Source organism: Roseicitreum antarcticum, from assembly GCF_014681765.1.
GTDB lineage: Bacteria > Pseudomonadota > Alphaproteobacteria > Rhodobacterales > Rhodobacteraceae > Roseicitreum > Roseicitreum antarcticum.
Map to the genome: position 1 here is coordinate 207212 of NZ_CP061498.1, position 16149 is coordinate 223360.

11 protein-coding genes are annotated in these 16149 nt (G+C 65.3%); 1 reads left to right on the forward strand and 10 read right to left on the reverse strand.

The window, feature by feature from the left end:
- Window positions 1-51: 51 nt before the first annotated feature.
- From H9529_RS00980 to H9529_RS01005, 6 genes are all read right to left on the reverse strand, one after another.
- Complete coding sequence (locus H9529_RS00980; protein ID WP_092885696.1) at window positions 52-1311, reverse strand: ABC transporter substrate-binding protein; 1260 nt, start codon at window positions 1309-1311, stop codon at window positions 52-54.
- A 35-nt stretch (window positions 1312-1346) separates the two neighbouring features.
- On the reverse strand, window positions 1347-2387 hold the full coding sequence (locus tag H9529_RS00985) for a LacI family DNA-binding transcriptional regulator (protein ID WP_092885698.1): 1041 nt from the start codon (window positions 2385-2387) through the stop codon (window positions 1347-1349).
- A gap of 192 nt (window positions 2388-2579) precedes the next feature.
- Window positions 2580-3632 (reverse strand): UDP-2,3-diacylglucosamine diphosphatase, encoded by a 1053-nt coding sequence (locus H9529_RS00990; protein ID WP_092885700.1) that lies wholly within the window; start codon window positions 3630-3632, stop codon window positions 2580-2582.
- Window positions 3629-4843: a glycosyltransferase family 4 protein gene (locus H9529_RS00995; protein ID WP_218132091.1), complete on the reverse strand. Its 1215-nt coding sequence runs from the start codon at window positions 4841-4843 to the stop codon at window positions 3629-3631. Before H9529_RS00995 ends, H9529_RS00990 begins: the two co-directional genes overlap by 4 nt.
- Window positions 4844-5528: 685 nt before the next feature.
- On the reverse strand, window positions 5529-7700 hold the full coding sequence (locus H9529_RS01000) for an ATP-binding protein (RefSeq protein WP_176846874.1): 2172 nt from the start codon (window positions 7698-7700) through the stop codon (window positions 5529-5531).
- Between the two features lie 549 nt (window positions 7701-8249).
- The gene (locus tag H9529_RS01005) at window positions 8250-9101 is read right to left on the reverse strand and encodes a helix-turn-helix domain-containing protein (protein WP_223814253.1); all 852 of its coding nucleotides are present in this window, start codon (window positions 9099-9101) and stop codon (window positions 8250-8252) included.
- 100 nt (window positions 9102-9201) lie between these two features.
- Between H9529_RS01005 and pobA the strand changes: the two genes are divergently transcribed.
- Window positions 9202-10371: a 4-hydroxybenzoate 3-monooxygenase gene (pobA, locus tag H9529_RS01010; RefSeq protein ID WP_092885707.1), complete on the forward strand. Its 1170-nt coding sequence runs from the start codon at window positions 9202-9204 to the stop codon at window positions 10369-10371.
- Between the two features lie 95 nt (window positions 10372-10466).
- On the opposite strand, the gene H9529_RS01015 is transcribed toward pobA, so the two are convergent.
- From H9529_RS01015 to H9529_RS01030, 4 genes are all read right to left on the reverse strand, one after another.
- Entirely contained in the window at window positions 10467-11801 is a 1335-nt protein-coding gene (locus H9529_RS01015) for an amidohydrolase family protein (protein ID WP_092885709.1), read from the reverse strand.
- Window positions 11802-12224: 423 nt separating this feature from the next.
- Complete coding sequence (locus H9529_RS01020; RefSeq protein WP_092886259.1) at window positions 12225-14240, reverse strand: hypothetical protein; 2016 nt, start codon at window positions 14238-14240, stop codon at window positions 12225-12227.
- 229 nt (window positions 14241-14469) lie between these two features.
- Window positions 14470-15033 (reverse strand): hypothetical protein, encoded by a 564-nt coding sequence (locus tag H9529_RS01025; RefSeq protein ID WP_223814254.1) that lies wholly within the window; start codon window positions 15031-15033, stop codon window positions 14470-14472.
- A 161-nt stretch (window positions 15034-15194) separates the two neighbouring features.
- Entirely contained in the window at window positions 15195-16076 is an 882-nt protein-coding gene (locus H9529_RS01030) for a DMT family transporter (RefSeq protein ID WP_092885711.1), read from the reverse strand.
- Window positions 16077-16149 lie beyond the last annotated feature (73 nt).

A 16149-nucleotide genomic window follows, 5' to 3' on the forward strand; every position in this document is an offset into this window, starting at 1 on the left:
TGGGGGGGGGCTCTCAGGTCTGAACCTGGGGTTGCCCCTCAGTTGAAACGCTTAGTTGACGGGGCAGGGACCGTCCGACGCGGCATCGGGCGCCCAGCAGGGGGCGGCGGCTTCGTCGATCACGCGGCGCAGCGCCTCGGCCTGATCGTCCAGCACCGCGCGGACCGGTTGGCCTGCCAACACGATCCGTTCGAACGTGTCGCTGTAGACCTGATTGAACTGCCCGCCCAAGCTGCCCAGCCCGACCGGCAACAGCGCAGGCAGCGCGTCATCCGCGCCCGACATGGCCGAAATCGCGGGGCCTGCGGCCTGAACCGACGCGGGCATGTCATCTGGCAGATCCAGGTCGATCACCGGGAAGAAGTTGGTGGCGCGCAGCGTCGCGATCTGGGTTTCGGGTTCCAGCAGGTAGCGCACCAGTGCTGCGGCTTCCTCGGGGTCGGGCGCAGTTACCGGCACAGCGACACCGGCAAGTACCGGCATGAAGCCGCGGCCAGCCGGCCCTGCGGGCGCGGGAAAGGCCACGAAATCATCGGGTTGCTGGTTGAACGCATCGGCCAGACGCGCGGTGTGGTCAAACACCACCCAAGCGTCCCCGGCGATCAGCTGTTCTTGCATGAAGCTGAAATTGGTCGAGGCGGGGTTGGTATGTTCCCACAGCGCCAGGAAGCTGTTCCATGCGTCTTCCGCCGCATCCGACCGGAATTCAGTGACCATCGACCCGGTGAAGGACGGCAGCAGATAGCCCTGGAAGAAGCGGTGCTTCAGCCCCTGCGGCCCGGCGGGAAAGCCAAAGCGCGGCTCGCCGGTCGCCTCGTGCATGTTGGCGGCCCATGCGACCAGTTCATCATAGCTCAGCGCCATCAGGTCAGCCCCTTCGGGCAGGTATTCCAGCGCCTGACGGTGCGCGGCCATGATATAGGTGGCCTGCATCCAGGGGATGTATTTCTGCGTGTCGGTGCCCAGCTTTCCCAGTTCAACGAAACCGGGTGCGACGCTGCTTACGTCGATTGCCGACAGATCGGAAAGCCCGTCGCTGACGCCGGTGAAATCGCCATGCAGCGCGCCGAGCGCACCGATGCTCCCCGACCCTGCGGTCAGTTCCGCAGTCAGACGGGTCTGCCAGGGGCCTTCGTCGGCGGGCTCAAAGCTGACTTCGCCGTCAAACCCGGCCAGCACCTGTTCGCGCATCGCCTGCGTTTCCTCGATCGGTTTGGCCTGCGTGGACCACAGCAGCGTGTCAGCAGCGAGCGATGTGGAAATTAAAGCGCTTGCAGTGGCAAGCAAAGTGATTTTCAGTCCGGTTTTCATTGTCTTTCCTCCCGTTCAGGTTTTGGTCGTGGTGTTCAGGCAGCGCAGTGGGGCGCTGCCCCGTGCGAGTGGCGCAACACAAGTTGCGGACGTAAAAGCCGCGTTGCATGCGGCGATTTGGGCGCGGCGATGCGCGCCAGCAGCATTTCGGCCAACTGGGTGGCACAATCCGAAATGCGGGCATCAAATGTCGTCAGCCCCGGCGTGACATGCGCGGCCGAGGGCGTGTTGTCGAAACCGATCACCGACAGGTCATCGGGCACGCGTAAACCGGTGGCCTGTGCGGCGGCCATCAACTCCAGCGCCAGCCCGTCCGACACGGCCAGGATCGCGGTGGGACGGTCTGGCCCTGCCAGCGTTTCTGCAATGGCGCGGGCGCGGCCCTCGGTGTCATAGCGCGGGCACGAGACTTGGCGCAGCGACAGATCTGGGTCGCCCTGCGATGTGAAAGCGTTTGTAAACCCGGCTTCGCGCTTGTGGCGGAAGGTCAGCGGCTCATCCAGGCTCAGCAAGCCGAAGCGCCGGTGGCCCTGCGCGTAAAGCAGAGCGAAAGCTTCGGCAAAGGCAGTTTCGCCGTCGGTGTCCAGCCAGCTATAGCCAGTTTCATCCGCGCCGATCCGGCCATGGGCGACAAACGGCACCTCGCGCTCGCGCAGCATCGCCACGCGCGCATCATCCAGTTCGATCCGGCTGAGCACGATGCCGTCGACCCGCCCCGACGTGACCAGATGCTCCAGATGCAGCAGTTCCGATCCGTTGCGCGGCACGGCGGACAGGAGAAGTTCCACCTGCTTGGCAGCAAATTCCTCGGTCAGGGCGCTGACGAATTCGCCCAGAAACGGGTCGGCCAGCCCACGACCGCGCATGGGTAACAAGAAGCCCACGAAGCCAGACCGCCCCGAGGCCAGGGCCTGTGCGGCGCGGTTGGGGACATAGCCCATTTCCAGCGCGGCTTTGGCGACGCGTTCGCGGGTTTTCTTGGCAATCGCCTCATGCTGCGCCAGTGCGCGTGAGACTGTCGTTGGCGACAGGCCCAGATGGCGCGCAAGTTCAGACAGCGAATTCGCCTTCGGCATTTTTAGAAATCCCCCTGAAACTGGATTTAAAGCGCTACAATAAAAATTGCAACCGCTTTATACTCAGGTTTGTCGCATGGCGCGATCCAAGGGGTGGCGCTTGGGCCATACGTTTTTGGACGGGGCCGGAGTATTGGGTCTGCGGTAAAGCCTGTCAGGTGGTTGATCTGGCCGGCTTGCTCGGTGCGCCGATCAGGCCGCGACGGTCGGGCGCAAAGCGGCCTTGGTGCTTGCGTCGGCGGGGGATGCCGCAGGCCGGGGCAGGTTGCGCATGCCGGGCTGCATGGGCCGCCACAGCGCATAGACATAGCGGATCAGCCGGGCGGAATCGGGGTCTTGTACGCTGAGGACGGGGGCGGGCAGGGCGTGTTCGGCGGTTTCTGATCGGGGGCCTTCTTGCCTGGCCTCGTCGCGGGTGCAGGGGGCAGCGGTCTTGCCGTTGTGGCGCGGGGTCGAGGGCCAATGTAACATTTCCAGCCGCCCCTCAGGCGTTTCGGCGATCGCGGTGTGCATCCCGCCATCTGCCACGGTCCAGGCGCCGCAATTCGCCACGGCCCTCCCCTCTCGCCGGTCCAGAATGGGCACATGGCTGTGGCCAAAGACGATGCCATCCGCGCCGTCATGAATGGCGCGGCGCAGCGCTGCGCTGACATGGCGCTCGTTCAGGCTGCCATTTTCGCGGTTGATGGCGCGGCGCAGCGACCAGCGCCGCCCCGGACGTGGCGGCGGGATCAGTCCGCGCTCGGTCAGCCAACCCCACACCTGGTCGGCGATTTTCGAGCCGCCGCGCCACAAGGCCCCGTCGAATTGGTCGCCATGGATCACCAGCAGTTTCTTGCCGCGCGCGGTGCGGTGCATGCAGCGTTCCTCGATGCGGATGCCATAGCGGCACAGGATCAGCGGGCGGAACAGTTTGGGGATGACCTCGCGCAGTTTCTCATCATGGTTGCCTGTGATCAGCGTGATGGGCACGCGGCGGCGGCGCAGACTCATCAAGATGTCGATCAGGTCGCAATAATCCTGCGTCCAGTACCAGCGTTTTTCCAGCTTCCATCCGTCGAAGACATCGCCCACCAGATACAGATGCTCAGGCTCGCAGGCCTTCAGCATTTCGTTAAGGGCGCGGATATCGGCACCCTTGTAGCCCAGATGCAGGTCCGAGATGAAAAGCGCGCGCATCCGCGGCAAGCTGGGGCGCGGCGTGGCGGCTGGGGCTGTGGGCAGTGATGCGGTGGCGGGGCTCATGGCTGCATCTCCTTGCTGTGGTGCAGGAAGCTTTCGGCCACGCTGTCCCAACTGTAATGCGCGCGGGCATGGGCGTGGCGTGCGGCCCGGCTTCCGGGCGCGCGCAGCGCGTGGCGCACTGCGCGGCCAAGGTCGGAATCGATTGCGCCCAGCATCGGCACGGTCACGATGTCGCGCGGTCCCGGCACGTCATGCGCCGCGATCGGCAGGCCCGAGGCCATCGCCTCGATCAAGACAATCCCGAACGTGTCGGTGCGCGAGGGGAAGACGAAGCAATCCGCGCGCCGGTAGGCTTCGGCCAGCGCCGCGCCGGTCAGTGTGCCGCGAAAGTCCACATCCGGGTAGGCGCGGGACAGCGCGGCCCGTTGCGGCCCGTCGCCAACGACGACCTTGCGCACCGGGCCTGTCTGTTCCTCGGTCAGGCGCAGGAAGGCCGCGATGTCCTTTTCCGGCGCGACCCGCCCGACATAGAGAAGTGTGGGCGGCGCATTGCCGGGCGTGGGCGCCGCGACAACGGGGGCGAAGACGTCGCAATCCACCCCGCGCGACAGCGGCACCAACTGACCCGCAAAGCCCCAGTCGCGCAGCAGGGCCTCCATGGACGGGGTGGTGACAAACGTGTGGTGCGCGCGCGCATGGAAGCGGCGGGCCAGCGCGGTGGTCAGCCGCGCCACCGGTCCCCCCAGAAGCTTCGGCCCCCCCAGCCACCACGGCGTGCGCAGTGCCGCATAGGCCGGAAAATTGGTATGGAAAGAGGTGGAAAATGGCAGCCCCCGGCGCAGGCAATAGCGCCGCGCCGCCCAGCCCAGCGGCCCCTCAACCGCGATATGCACGGCCTGCGGCGCGAAGGCGTCGATCATCGCTGCCAGCCGACGGTACGGCAGGATGGCCAGTGGCACCGCGCTGTAGCCGGGCACGGGCAGGGTGGCGAAATCCGCCGGCCCGATGACCCGCACGGTGCAGTCCTGTTGGCGTAAGGCCCGGATGATGTTTTGATAGCTGCGCACGACCCCGTTGACCTGCGGCTCCCAGGCATCGCTGACGATCATGATGCGGGTCGGCGCGGTGCAGGCCTCACCGATGCGGGCTGGGGGCAGGCTTTCCGTTGGGCCATCGTGCCGGGGGGCTACGGGGTTGGTGATACCCGAGGGCACGGTTTTGCGCGCGTCAGTGGCAGTAGGGGTGGGGCGCTTGGCAGGGCCTTCGGGCATATGTTCCCGGGGCGCGCGATTCTGCGGCGCCCCGGTTTCGGAGCCCATTGGTCTGTTGGCAGGGGCGATGGGCATGGTGGGGGGCGGCGTCGGTGCATCTGGCGCGGTCAACCCTTCGGCTGCGCGGCGCTGCTGTGCCTCGGTTTGGGATGACTTGGGGGCCGTGAATTGCGGCGCAGCGCCTTGCGGCGCAATGCGACCCAGGGTTTTCGGGGCGCACCGTGTGGTCGCGCGTTTTGTGCGCACTGCAGCTGCAACGGCCCGTACGGGATACGTCCAGCCTGAGGGCCAGCCCGTGGCTGCGGGCGTTGGTGCGCTCTCGCTCCCGGTCGCCGTCATGATCCTTGCCCCTGTACTGCCCGCCGCTTGGGCGTGGCGATCCCCGTACCCTGCGCCTGCACCATGGCTGGTTTCCATGACAGGGATGTGTCAGTGAAAGGCGCAAGGCCCCGCGACGCCCGGATTGCCGACGGTTTTCGACTGGTTCGCTGCCATGACCCACCCCGTTCGTTTCGAGAACACGGCGTGATCCTGCGCCCGACCGATCCTGGTCCGCGCCCGCTTGTGGCTTGCGCATTCCCCCGACCGGCGCTCGACCCTCGGGGCATCATCACAGCGCAGCCTTGGGCCGGACGCGTGCTGTGGCCGACCGTTTCCGCCCATGTGTCGCTGCGTTGGGGCGTTGCTACAGCACGCCGTCCTGCGCAAGGCCGGTGAGATGCCGCTGATCGTCCGGCGCCGCCGGACGGCAATGGCGCAAAAGCACCTCGTGCAGCGCCGCGCGCCGGATCGGTTTGGCCAGCGTGTCGACAAAGCCCGCCGCCTGGTAGCTTTCGATCTGCGCTGCCATGACATTCGCCGTCACGGCGATCACGCACGGCGGCGCGCGGCGGGAATCGCGCGCGCAGCGCTGGATCTGCGCCAGCGCTGCGAAGCCATCCATGACCGGCATGGAGATATCCATCAGGATCAGATCAAATTGCCCGTCGCGCCAGAACTGACATGCCTCGACCCCGTTTTTCGCGAAAGTGCTCCGCACCCCCAGCTTGTCGAGCATGAGGGCCAGGATATGCCGGTTGGTGGCGTTGTCCTCGGCAACAAGCAACCTTAGGGTGGTCAGCCTTTCGTCCGGTGCCGGAACAGCGCCCGGGTCGGGGCCGGAACCTGTGGCTGCGATTGCGTGATCGTTTGTGCCTGTGGTGCCGCCTGGCGCCGTATCGGACATATCAGCTGCGCCTACCTTGGGACCGGCGGACAATGTCGGGGTTGCGCCGGGTGTTGCGGGCAGAGTGGGGGCCCCGGCAACGCGTGAGGGCAGGCGGATGGTGACGCCAGTACCCTGACCCGGCGTGCTGTCGACCGATATGCTTCCACCCATGACTTCAACCAGTTGCTTGACGATGGACATGCCCAGCCCGGTGCCGCCGAAGCGCTGGGCCGTTTCGGCATCTGCCTGCTCAAAGGCGATGAAAAAGCGCGAGATCTGTTCCTCTGTCATCCCGATGCCGGTGTCCGTCACGCAAAAGACGATGTGGTCTTCGTGGTCACTCGAAACCTCCATTACGATTTGCCCGGCCTCGGTAAATTTCACCGCATTGCCCAGTACATTGTTGAGGATCTGAAGCATGCGGGTCTCATCCCCCTGCACAAGATCGGGCAGGCCTGCGCCGCGCCGCACTTCCAGGGCCACGCCCTTGGCCCCCGCGATCGTGCCGTGCAGCGCTTCAACCTGTGCGACCACGCTTTCCAGCGCGAACGGCGCGGAGATGATCGTCAGCTTGCCGGATTCGATACGGGCGAGGTCAAGTATATCATTGATAAGTTTTAATAAATTATCACCAGAGTGTTGGATGATTGCCAACATTCCGCGCTGTTCGGCGTCCAGTCGCGTGTTGCCCAGAAGCTCCGCCATGCCGATCACGCCGTTGAGCGGTGTCCGGATCTCATGGCTCATATGGGTGAGGAAACCCGATTTCGCCTGGCTGGCGGCGGTCGCGGTGCAAAGCGCGTGGTCGAGGTCGTTGGCGAGCCCGCGCGCGACAAAGACGCAGGCGCCCAGCATCAAAAGCAGCAGCGCCAGCGCCACCCCCGTAGGCGCGATGACTGCGGTGATCGCATGTGTACCCGGCGTGGGCAGCGTCCAGGTTATCCAGGTCGGCGGGCCGCCAGACGCCGGCAGCGCAAGAGCTGCCGCATTGTCTTGCGGAAACGTCCGGACCCGGACATCGGACAGTAGCAAGGTGTCGCCCAGAATGAGCGGCAGCCGACTGGAGACCGGCCAGCCAAGAATCAGTTTTGCGGTCGGTAACAGCGGACCGCGCATCGCGGCACCAGGCAAGATGTAGTCGATGGCCAGCAACCACAATTCACCGCCGATCCAGCGGTAGGCGGTCAGCGGACCTGCGTCCGGGGCCGCGCCGTTTTCTGCAAAATAGGTCGCGGCGAAATCGAACACCTCCTGAAAGTCTATTTCAGTCAGTTGGTTATGTCTATCATGCGACCAGCCATGAATGCCTTCCAGCGGACCGCCGCCCACAATGACAAGAGAGGTAAGGTTGGCTTCCTGCACGGCGACGCCGACATTCTCAGCCAGCCAGACTATGTTCCGGTGCTGTACTGCCAGATAATGGTCGGTCCAATTGGCATAGTCCACGCTGGTCGCAACCAGCCGTTCGGTCATGATCCGCAGCCCGGACTCGACCCGCTGCACCGCGTCCTTGCGGGCGTTATCGTCGAAATCTGATGCCAGTCGCGTGGCGACGCCGAAGAGGGTGCCTATGAAAATGATAATGGCGCAGACGGTCATCAGCGTCAGCAGGCTTGAAAGCCGCTTTGGAGTCGGGATCTTTACGCTCATGTCTTTCAGCCACATCCTTTCGCTTTTGCGTCCCAAGGTGTCGCACAGACACCTTAACAATTGGTTCCGGCGGGCCGGGAGTTCGGGCGCGTCACTGGGTGGCTTCTTTCCATCATATCAATTTGAATCAGAGCGTTATGGCGGGATGTGGCGCAGGGCTTCGGGCGGGAATACCCCGCCCGGGCGCGCGGAGGCGCGCTTGACCCGGCGCATTTGCACAAGCTGGTTAAAGGGGCGGTCGCGGCGGCACTGCCCGTGGCGGGCAATCGGGGCACGAATCAGAGGTTAATGTGGGGAAAACCCGGGGTTTGTGGTGTCTGGAAACCGTCTGGTTCCAGTATGGAAACAGTATGGCTTTGCACCCGTATCGGGCGTGGTTAACGGAGCGCGCGCCGGGGGCGGCGGTGCGAAAGGTTAATGCGCTGAGGAATAGCAATGATCGACGTATCGCAAGGAATGACAGGCGCCTGTCAAATACAGCGCTGCGTGCATCTTGTGCGCGCGAAAATGGCGCGACGGCCGAGGATTGGTCCCGGCGAAAGAGCGCCCTCAGCCCGCGAAAATGGCGCGGTACTCCCCCGGGGTTTGCCCGCGTACCCGCTTGAAACGCTTAGTGAAATAGGGCGGGTCAATATAGCCCAGCCGGTAGCCCACCTCGGCCACAGGCAGGCGGGTGAAGGCCAGCAGGCGACAAGCCTCTTCCATGATACGATGTTCGATGTAAGCTGCCGCGCCATGCCCGGTGGCGGCGCGGCACAACCGGCTGAGGTGTCCGGTGCTGACCGAGAGCGCGCGCGCATAATCCGACGCGGTCCAGCCCGCCGCGCGGTGCTGGCTGATCAGCGTGTCGAGACCGGCCAGCCGCGCGCTGCGGTGGTGCGGCAAGAGGGCATCACGCGCGCCGGGGGTGCTGGCGAGAAGGGAAAGCACGGTATGTGCCATTCCGACCACTTGCTGCGCGCGGAATGGCCCGTTGCCCTGTGCGGTCTGGCGCAGCATGGCAAGAACGGCGCCCAGCCGCGCGCCGACCCGGCCCCAGCGCGGTTGCGCCAGCGCCGCATCCACCTGTGGCGACGGCGGCGAGAGGGCGCCCACCACGCTGGCAGGCAAGGACAAGACCGCGCCGCGCGCCCCGGGGCGGAAGGTGAGGGAATGCACACAATTCACTGGGATATATAGAAAATCACCAGTTTCAAGCTGGGCCGCCGCGTCATCGGCGCGTGCCTCCAGCCAGCCATCATCGACGGTGAAAACCTGTGCCATCTGACCGTGGCGATGCGGCGCAATCTGCCAGTTGTGCAGGGGGGCGCGGGCCGAAAAGTCCTCTATATGGATCACATCGGGGAACTGGCCTTGTTCGCCATAAAGCCCGAAGGCGGGAATCCGGTTTTTGATGCTCATGCACGATAAGTACCATGGCTTGCCCAGTGACGCCATTACCTGCGGCGCAGATATAGCTTAGCCAAGAGGATCGGAAGGGCCATCAGGGAGGACGCGCACCATGGATACCGAAGTTGCCATCATTGGCGGGGGGCCATCGGGGCTGCTGCTGTCGCAACTGCTGAACCGCGCGGGCGTGGCGACGGTGGTTCTGGAGCGCGCCAGCCGCGCGCATGTGCTGTCACGCATCCGCGCGGGCGTGCTGGAAGCGGGTACAATGGCGCTGTTGCAAGAGGCCGGTGTTGCTGAGCGCATGATGCGCGAGGGGCATCCGCACGCGGGGTGCTACCTGACCGATGACGACCTGATGGTGCGGATCAACTTTGAGGAACTGACCGGCAAATCGGTGATGGTGTACGGCCAGACCGAGGTAACGGCAGACCTTTATGCGGCGCAGGAGGCCATGGGCGCCACGGTGATCCATGGCGTGCAAGATGTGGTGATCGACGGCGCCGATACCCCTGCGCCTGCCGTGGAATACACGCTGAACGGCGAACGCAAGCGCCTGACCTGCGCCTATGTCGCGGGCTGTGACGGGTTCCACGGGGTCAGCCGCAAGACCATCCCGGCCGCAAAGCGGCAAGAATTCGAGCGGGTCTACCCGTTTGGCTGGCTGGGCGTTCTGTCGCGCACCCGCCCCGCGCATGAAGAGCTGATCTATGCGTCATCCGGGCACGGGTTCGCGCTGGCCTCGATGCGCAATGAAAACCTCAGCCGGTATTACGTGCAGGTGCCGCTGACCGACAAGGTGGAGGCGTGGAGCGATCAACGCTTCTGGGACAAGCTGCGCGCCTGCCTGCCCGGGGATGTGGCGGCGGCGATGGAGACGGGCCCGTCGATCGAGAAATCCATCGCGCCGCTGCGGTCTTTCGTCAGCGAGCCGCTGCGCTGGGGCCGGTTGTTCCTGGTGGGGGACGCCGCGCATATCGTGCCGCCGACCGGGGCGAAGGGGCTGAACCTGGCGGCGTCGGACGTGTTTTACCTGTATCAGGCGCTGATCTCGGCGGTGAAATCGGGCGATACGGCCGGGATCGACGGCTATTCGGCGCGCGCGCTGACCCGGATCTGGAAGGCAATGCGCTTCAGCTGGCAGATGACGACCATGCTGCACCAATTCGACGGCGAGGACAGTTTTGCCGGGCAGATGCGCAAGGCGACGCTGAAACACCTGTCACAATCGGAAACCGCGCGGCGCGATCTGGCCGAGAATTACATCGGGTTGCCGTATTGACGGGCTGCCGTATTGACGGGCTGCCGTATTGGCGGGCTCCCGTATTGACGGGGCGCGGGCGGCGTGCCCCTTAGCGCCTGCCGTATAAAGCGGCGTCAGATCCGCTGGATGCCGTCGGACCAGACGCGGGCGACATTGGCCTTGGTCGCGCCGTAAATGATCTTTTCCAGCAGTTGCAGCGGCGGGGTTTCGCCGTAAACGACGATCTGGCCCAGTGGTGCTGCCGGGTCGATGGCGATGGCGTCAAAGCGCATGCCGACCTCAAAGCTGCCGACATCGAGGCCCAGGGCCTGCGCGCCGCCGCGCGTGGCCAGATGAAAGGCGGTGGCGATGTCGATGCGGGCCGCGTCGCGGCCCCTTTCTTGCGGGGCGCGGGCCGGGTCGGTGCCGCTTTCGAGCATGCGGGCGGCGGCGACGCTCATCCTTGCGGCTTCCCACACGGTGCCGATGGGGCCACCCGAAATATCGGTGCCCAGCCCCACGCGCAGCCCGCGTGCCAGCGCGTCGCGCAGCGGGAAGACCGCGTTGGCGAAGTAGATGTTAGACCACGGGCAATGCGCAATGCCGCCGCCGCGCGCCGCGATCAGGTCCATATCGGTGCCCGACAGGAAATTGGCATGGGCCAGCACGGTATGGTCGCGCAAGAGGCCGAAATGGTCGAGGGTTTCGGTATCGCTCATGCCCATGCGGTCAAACACATGGGCGTGCTCCCAGTCGCTTTCGGACACATGGGTCTGCACGCGGGTGCCGGTCTCAAGCGCAAGCGCGCCCAGTCCGTGCAGGCAGGCATCGGTGCAGGCGGGCACGAAGCGCGGCGTGATGACAGGCAGCACGCGGCGGTCGGCGTTGTCGGGGTGGTGGTTGATATAGTCGATCAGCGCGCGGGTTTCGGCCACCGAGGTGTCGGCATCGGCATCGCGGTAGTAATCGGGGCAGGTGTCGGGATGGTCCATCGCCACCTTGCCGATCAGCGCGCGCTGGCCCTTTGCCATGCAGATGTCGGCCAGTATCCTGGTGGCGGGCAGGTGGATCGTGGCGAAATGCAGGGCGGTGGTGGTGCCTGCGCGCAGCATGTGGTCGATCAGGGCCGCATAGACGCTGGCGGCGAAATCGGTGTCGCTGTAGCGCGCCTCGAGCGGGAAGGTGTAGGTTTGCAGCCAATCCTCCAGCGGCACGTCGAGGGCCGAGCCGAGTTGCGGGAATTGCGGCGCGTGGACATGCAGATCGACCAGCCCGGGCAGCAAGACATGGCCTGCGGGCAGGTGGATTGCGTCGTCGGGGATGTCGTGGGACACCTTTGCGATGACCCCATCGGGGTCAAGGGTGATTGCCGCAGCGGGCAGGAATTCGACCTGTCCACGCGTGGGGGCATGGAAGGCGTCGGCGACGATTGTCTTGCCTGCAAGGGTCTGGCTGGGACTGGGGGTCATCTGGGGGCCTGTGGTTTGGATGGGGTGTCAGGGGGCGGCGAGGCGCGCGCCACGCGGCTTGGCGATCATCACCGACATACGCGTGCTGTGCGCGCGGGCATGGATGCTGGCCCCCGCCGCTTGCCCCGGTCGCTTGCCCCCGTCGCTTGCTGGGCCGGGGGATTGTTTCCCCCCGGTGGATCGGCGTGGCAGCCAGAATGACCTGCGCCGCGCCACCCTGTGATCTGCGCCACCCTTTGACCCCGCACAGCCCTGCGACCTGCGCACAGCCTGTGACCTGCGCCGCCCTGCGACCTGCGCCGCCCTGCGACCCCGCGCCACCCTGTGACCTGCGCCACCCTGTGACCCGCGCCGCCCTGTGACCCGCGCCGCCCTGTGACCTGCGCCGTACTGTGACCCGCAAAGCCCTGCGACTGGCACGCCTCAGACCTCCAGATCGGCCCGGCCCACGGCCCAGGTGGCGCGGCCCATGGCGGCGATCTCGGCGATCTGGTCATCGGGCACGTCGACCTGCGCCATGCGCTGCAAGCCGTCATCGTGGAACAGATACAGCCGCGAGGCGAATTCGCCAAACAGCAGCGAGCCTTCGCCGAACCGTTCCCCATGCCCATGGGTCGACACGACGACGCCATTGCCCCAATCCTGCCCGCTGTCGTTGTTGGGGTTGAAGAAATACACCCGCATGTGATCGTCGGGGTCCAGCCCGACGCGGATCAGCGTGATCGCGTGCCAGCCGATGAAGCCGCCATTTGCATCGGTCACCGCGATCCCGGCGGGCTGTGGGTGGATCACCGGCTGGTTGCCGTTGAACATCGGGTGATAAGCCGCGTGGAAATTGCGCAAGAACCCCTCATAATCCTTCAGCGCGCCGGTGGCGACATCGACCGAGATGTGGAATTCCCGCCCGACCCACCAGCCGTGCAGTTCGGGGTTGATCCAGCGGTGGGGGTCCTCGCCCCGGCCCGCGCAGCGGCGGCCCAGTTCGGCATAGGCCCGGTCCAGATGGGGCACCAGCAGCACCGACACCGGGTCGGCGTCCAGCGGCGTCAGCGTGGCAAGGCCCGGGGGCAGGGTGGAGGTGTCCAGCGGCGCCCCCTCGAAATGCATCAGCAGCCGGTCCCCGCGCGAGACCTGCGCGATCAGCCACAACAGGAAGTCGGGGTCGTTCAGCGCCCACATCGACAACGCGCGCGCCGATTGGCAGGTGGGGTTGTTGCCCTGACCGACGCCCAGCGGCTGCCCCAGCAGCAGCAGCACGCCCGCGATCAGATGCGTCTGGGCGGGCAACGCGGTGCCGCAGGCGCTTTCAAGGGCGGTGCCGCACTCGGCGCTGAGTGGGGTTTCCAGCAGCCGCCAGAGCGAGGGTGCGATGGGCGGGGAATAGAGGATGCCGCGTTCCAGCATCAGCGACAGGCCATAGACCGCTTGCGCGGTGCCGGGTTGGATCGCAGCATCAATCAGCGCGCGCACCAGCGCCTCATAACAGCGCAGCGCGTCAAGGCCGGTGCTGGACAGGCCCAGTGCCTCGGGCAGCATGCGGGGGTGACCGGCCTCCAGCGTCCAGCGCAGGAAGGCGGCGTGATAATCGGACACGAGGCCGGTGTCATGCATGGCGCGCGCCATGGCCAACGCCTCATCATGGACCATGCGCTGATCGGCGCGCGCGAGCCGGTCCAGATAGGCGGGGATGCCCGGATCTTCGCGGCTGAGCATCGAGGGCCCGAAAAGCGCGCTGATCAGCCGGTCGGCCCCGAGATGTGCGGTCGGGCTGTGGGCATTGCCGCTGTTCAGCGCCAGCGCGATCTGCACCACCATGGATTTGACGTGGTCCACCTGGATCGGACGTTGCGCCATGATGCGCCAGATCTCGGCGATCAGATTGTCGAGGATGCTTTCGGTCCCGACTTCGGCCATCAGGTAGCGCATCAGCCGGTCCACGGCAGGGGCCAGCGGCCCGCGCGCCCCGCGCTGCGCCTCATCGGCGGCTGTGCCCAGCAGGCGGTCGAGGTTCAGCGCCAGCACCTGAGTGAGGAATTGCCTTGCCTGATCGGGGGGCAGGGCTGGGTTGACGTGGCCGTCCTGCGCCACCGTCAGGAAGCGCAGAAGGCTCAGCGCCTCCAGCGTGATGGTGGGCGGTTCGGCATAGGTCAGCGTGTGCTTGACCAGTCTGGGCAGCAGGTTGGCGGGCGCGTCCCAATCGGTGCCCGCAAAGATGCCCGCATCCGACAATGCACCGGCGCGGCGGCGCAGTTCGGGCAGCCCGTCGTCATGCGCGAGCACGCGGCACGCCGCGTCCAGCACCTGCATCGCATGGGCGTGCTTGCCGGTCCGCGATGCATCGTGCAGCGTCAGCGTCAGCGTCAGCCGGTCCAGCTGGTCGAGCAATATCTTCAGGCCCCCCGCGCTGTCGGCGATCGTGTGCGCATCGGCATTTGTCACAACAAGGACCTCTTCTTCAAATGTTCGTCTTATTTTGTCCGCAACGCCCTGCGAATGCAAGCAGGGGCGCAGGGGCAGTGGGTGGGTTACCGCCGAACGCCACATCTGGTGGCACCTGGCGGTGAATGATGGCGGGGCGACGCGATTTGGCATCGCCCCCTGAAGGTACCGGCAGCCGTCAAGATATTGTGGCTGCCGCCCGGGACATCGCGCCCCCCGGGACGGGGTGTCAGAGGTAGCAGTCACGCCCTTCTTGCGCTTTCAGCAGGTCGCGCATTTCGACCGCGTCGTCGCCGAAGAAATGGGCCAGCCCCCAGTGCGTGCCGAAGGCGGTGCGTTTGGTCACCTTCTGCTCATGCGGCGGGTTGAGTGCGTGGACATCGAAGTACGGCTGACTTTCCGTCGCCTCGGGGATTTCCAGGTTGCTGACCACGCGGCGGCGCGGGTAGACGCCGAAGCACCCGGCTTGACCTTTGGCATCCACGACCTCCTTAGGGAAGCAAGACCTCCTTGGGGAAGCACGACCTCCTTGGGGAAGAAGGTGTCGAGTTCCTCTTTCGTCGTCTTGGGGTCGAAGACCAGCACCATGGCCTGACAGGCGTTGAAGCCATAGGCGCGTTTCAGCGGTTCGAAGACATTGAATGAAGGGGATATCATGTTCTTTTGCATAGCTTTCGGCCCATGCGGGGGCGACGATCACATCGCGGCGGTCGAATCTTTCAAGCCCGTCAATGCAGCGCAAGCTCCAACCCAAAATTGCGACATATCCTTTTTCTGAGTTCTTCTCAGTCATGCTGTGTCCTGAATTCATGGGTACGCCTGACCTTAAACTATGTCATGGGTAATTCAACCGAACCTTAAAAAGCAGGACAAAAGCGCGGTGATTCCGCGCCTGTCAGGCGTTAATTGCGTGGGGGGGCGCAAATGGGGTTTATTGCGGGACAAGCGGCGCATTTACGGGGTTTGCCGGGCCTCGCGCAAGATGATGATGATGCCGCTGACCGCGATAATCGCGGCACCCAGCAGCGTCCAGATCACCGGGACATCGCCCCAGATCAGCCAGCCCAGCCCGGTTGCCCAGATCAGCGCGGTATAGTCGAAGGGCGCGACGATCGCTGCCGGGGCCAGCCGGAAAGCCTGCCCGATCAGCGTGATCCCCAGGCTGCCGAAGGCCGCGATGGCCACGAACATTCCCATGTCTTCCAGCCTTATCGGCGTCCAGTCGGCGAAAGCGAAGGGGGCGGCGTAGATCAGCGGGAACACCATGACATAGAGCATCATCGTCCAGACCCGTTCGGCCCGTCCGATCCAGCGTGCGCTGATCATGAAGATCGCATACAAGAGCGCCGTGCCGATGGGCAGCAGCGATGCCATCTGGAACGTCGCGCCCCCGGGCCGCACGATGACCAGCACGCCCGCAAAACCCAGCAGTACTGCGGCCCAGCGCCGCCAGCCCACCTTTTCGCCCAGCAGCGGCACCGACAGCGCGGTGATGAAGATGGGGGCCGAGAAGACCAGCGCCGTCGCCTCGGCCAGCGGCAGGTAGATGAGCGACGTGAAATAGCTCCAGGCGGCGGCGACCATCACCAGGCCGCGCAGTGCGTGCAGACGCAGGTGGCCCGTGCGCAACGCCGCAGCGCCATAGATTGCATAGATCAGCGCGGCGATGACCGGCACCGCGATCAGATTGCGCAAAAAGATGATCTGGATTGGCGCGTAGCGTTCGGTCAGCAGTTTCGCCATGATGTCGTTGCCGATCAGAAAGGCCACGCCCGCGCAGATCGACAAGATGGCCAGCGGCGTTTCGCGTGCGTTCAGATGTACGGTGGTTTTCATCCTGCCCTCCCTCCGGCGTGATCCTTAACAGGTGTGGTATCAAAGGCGGCTGGGGGAGAGAAGGGCGATGCGC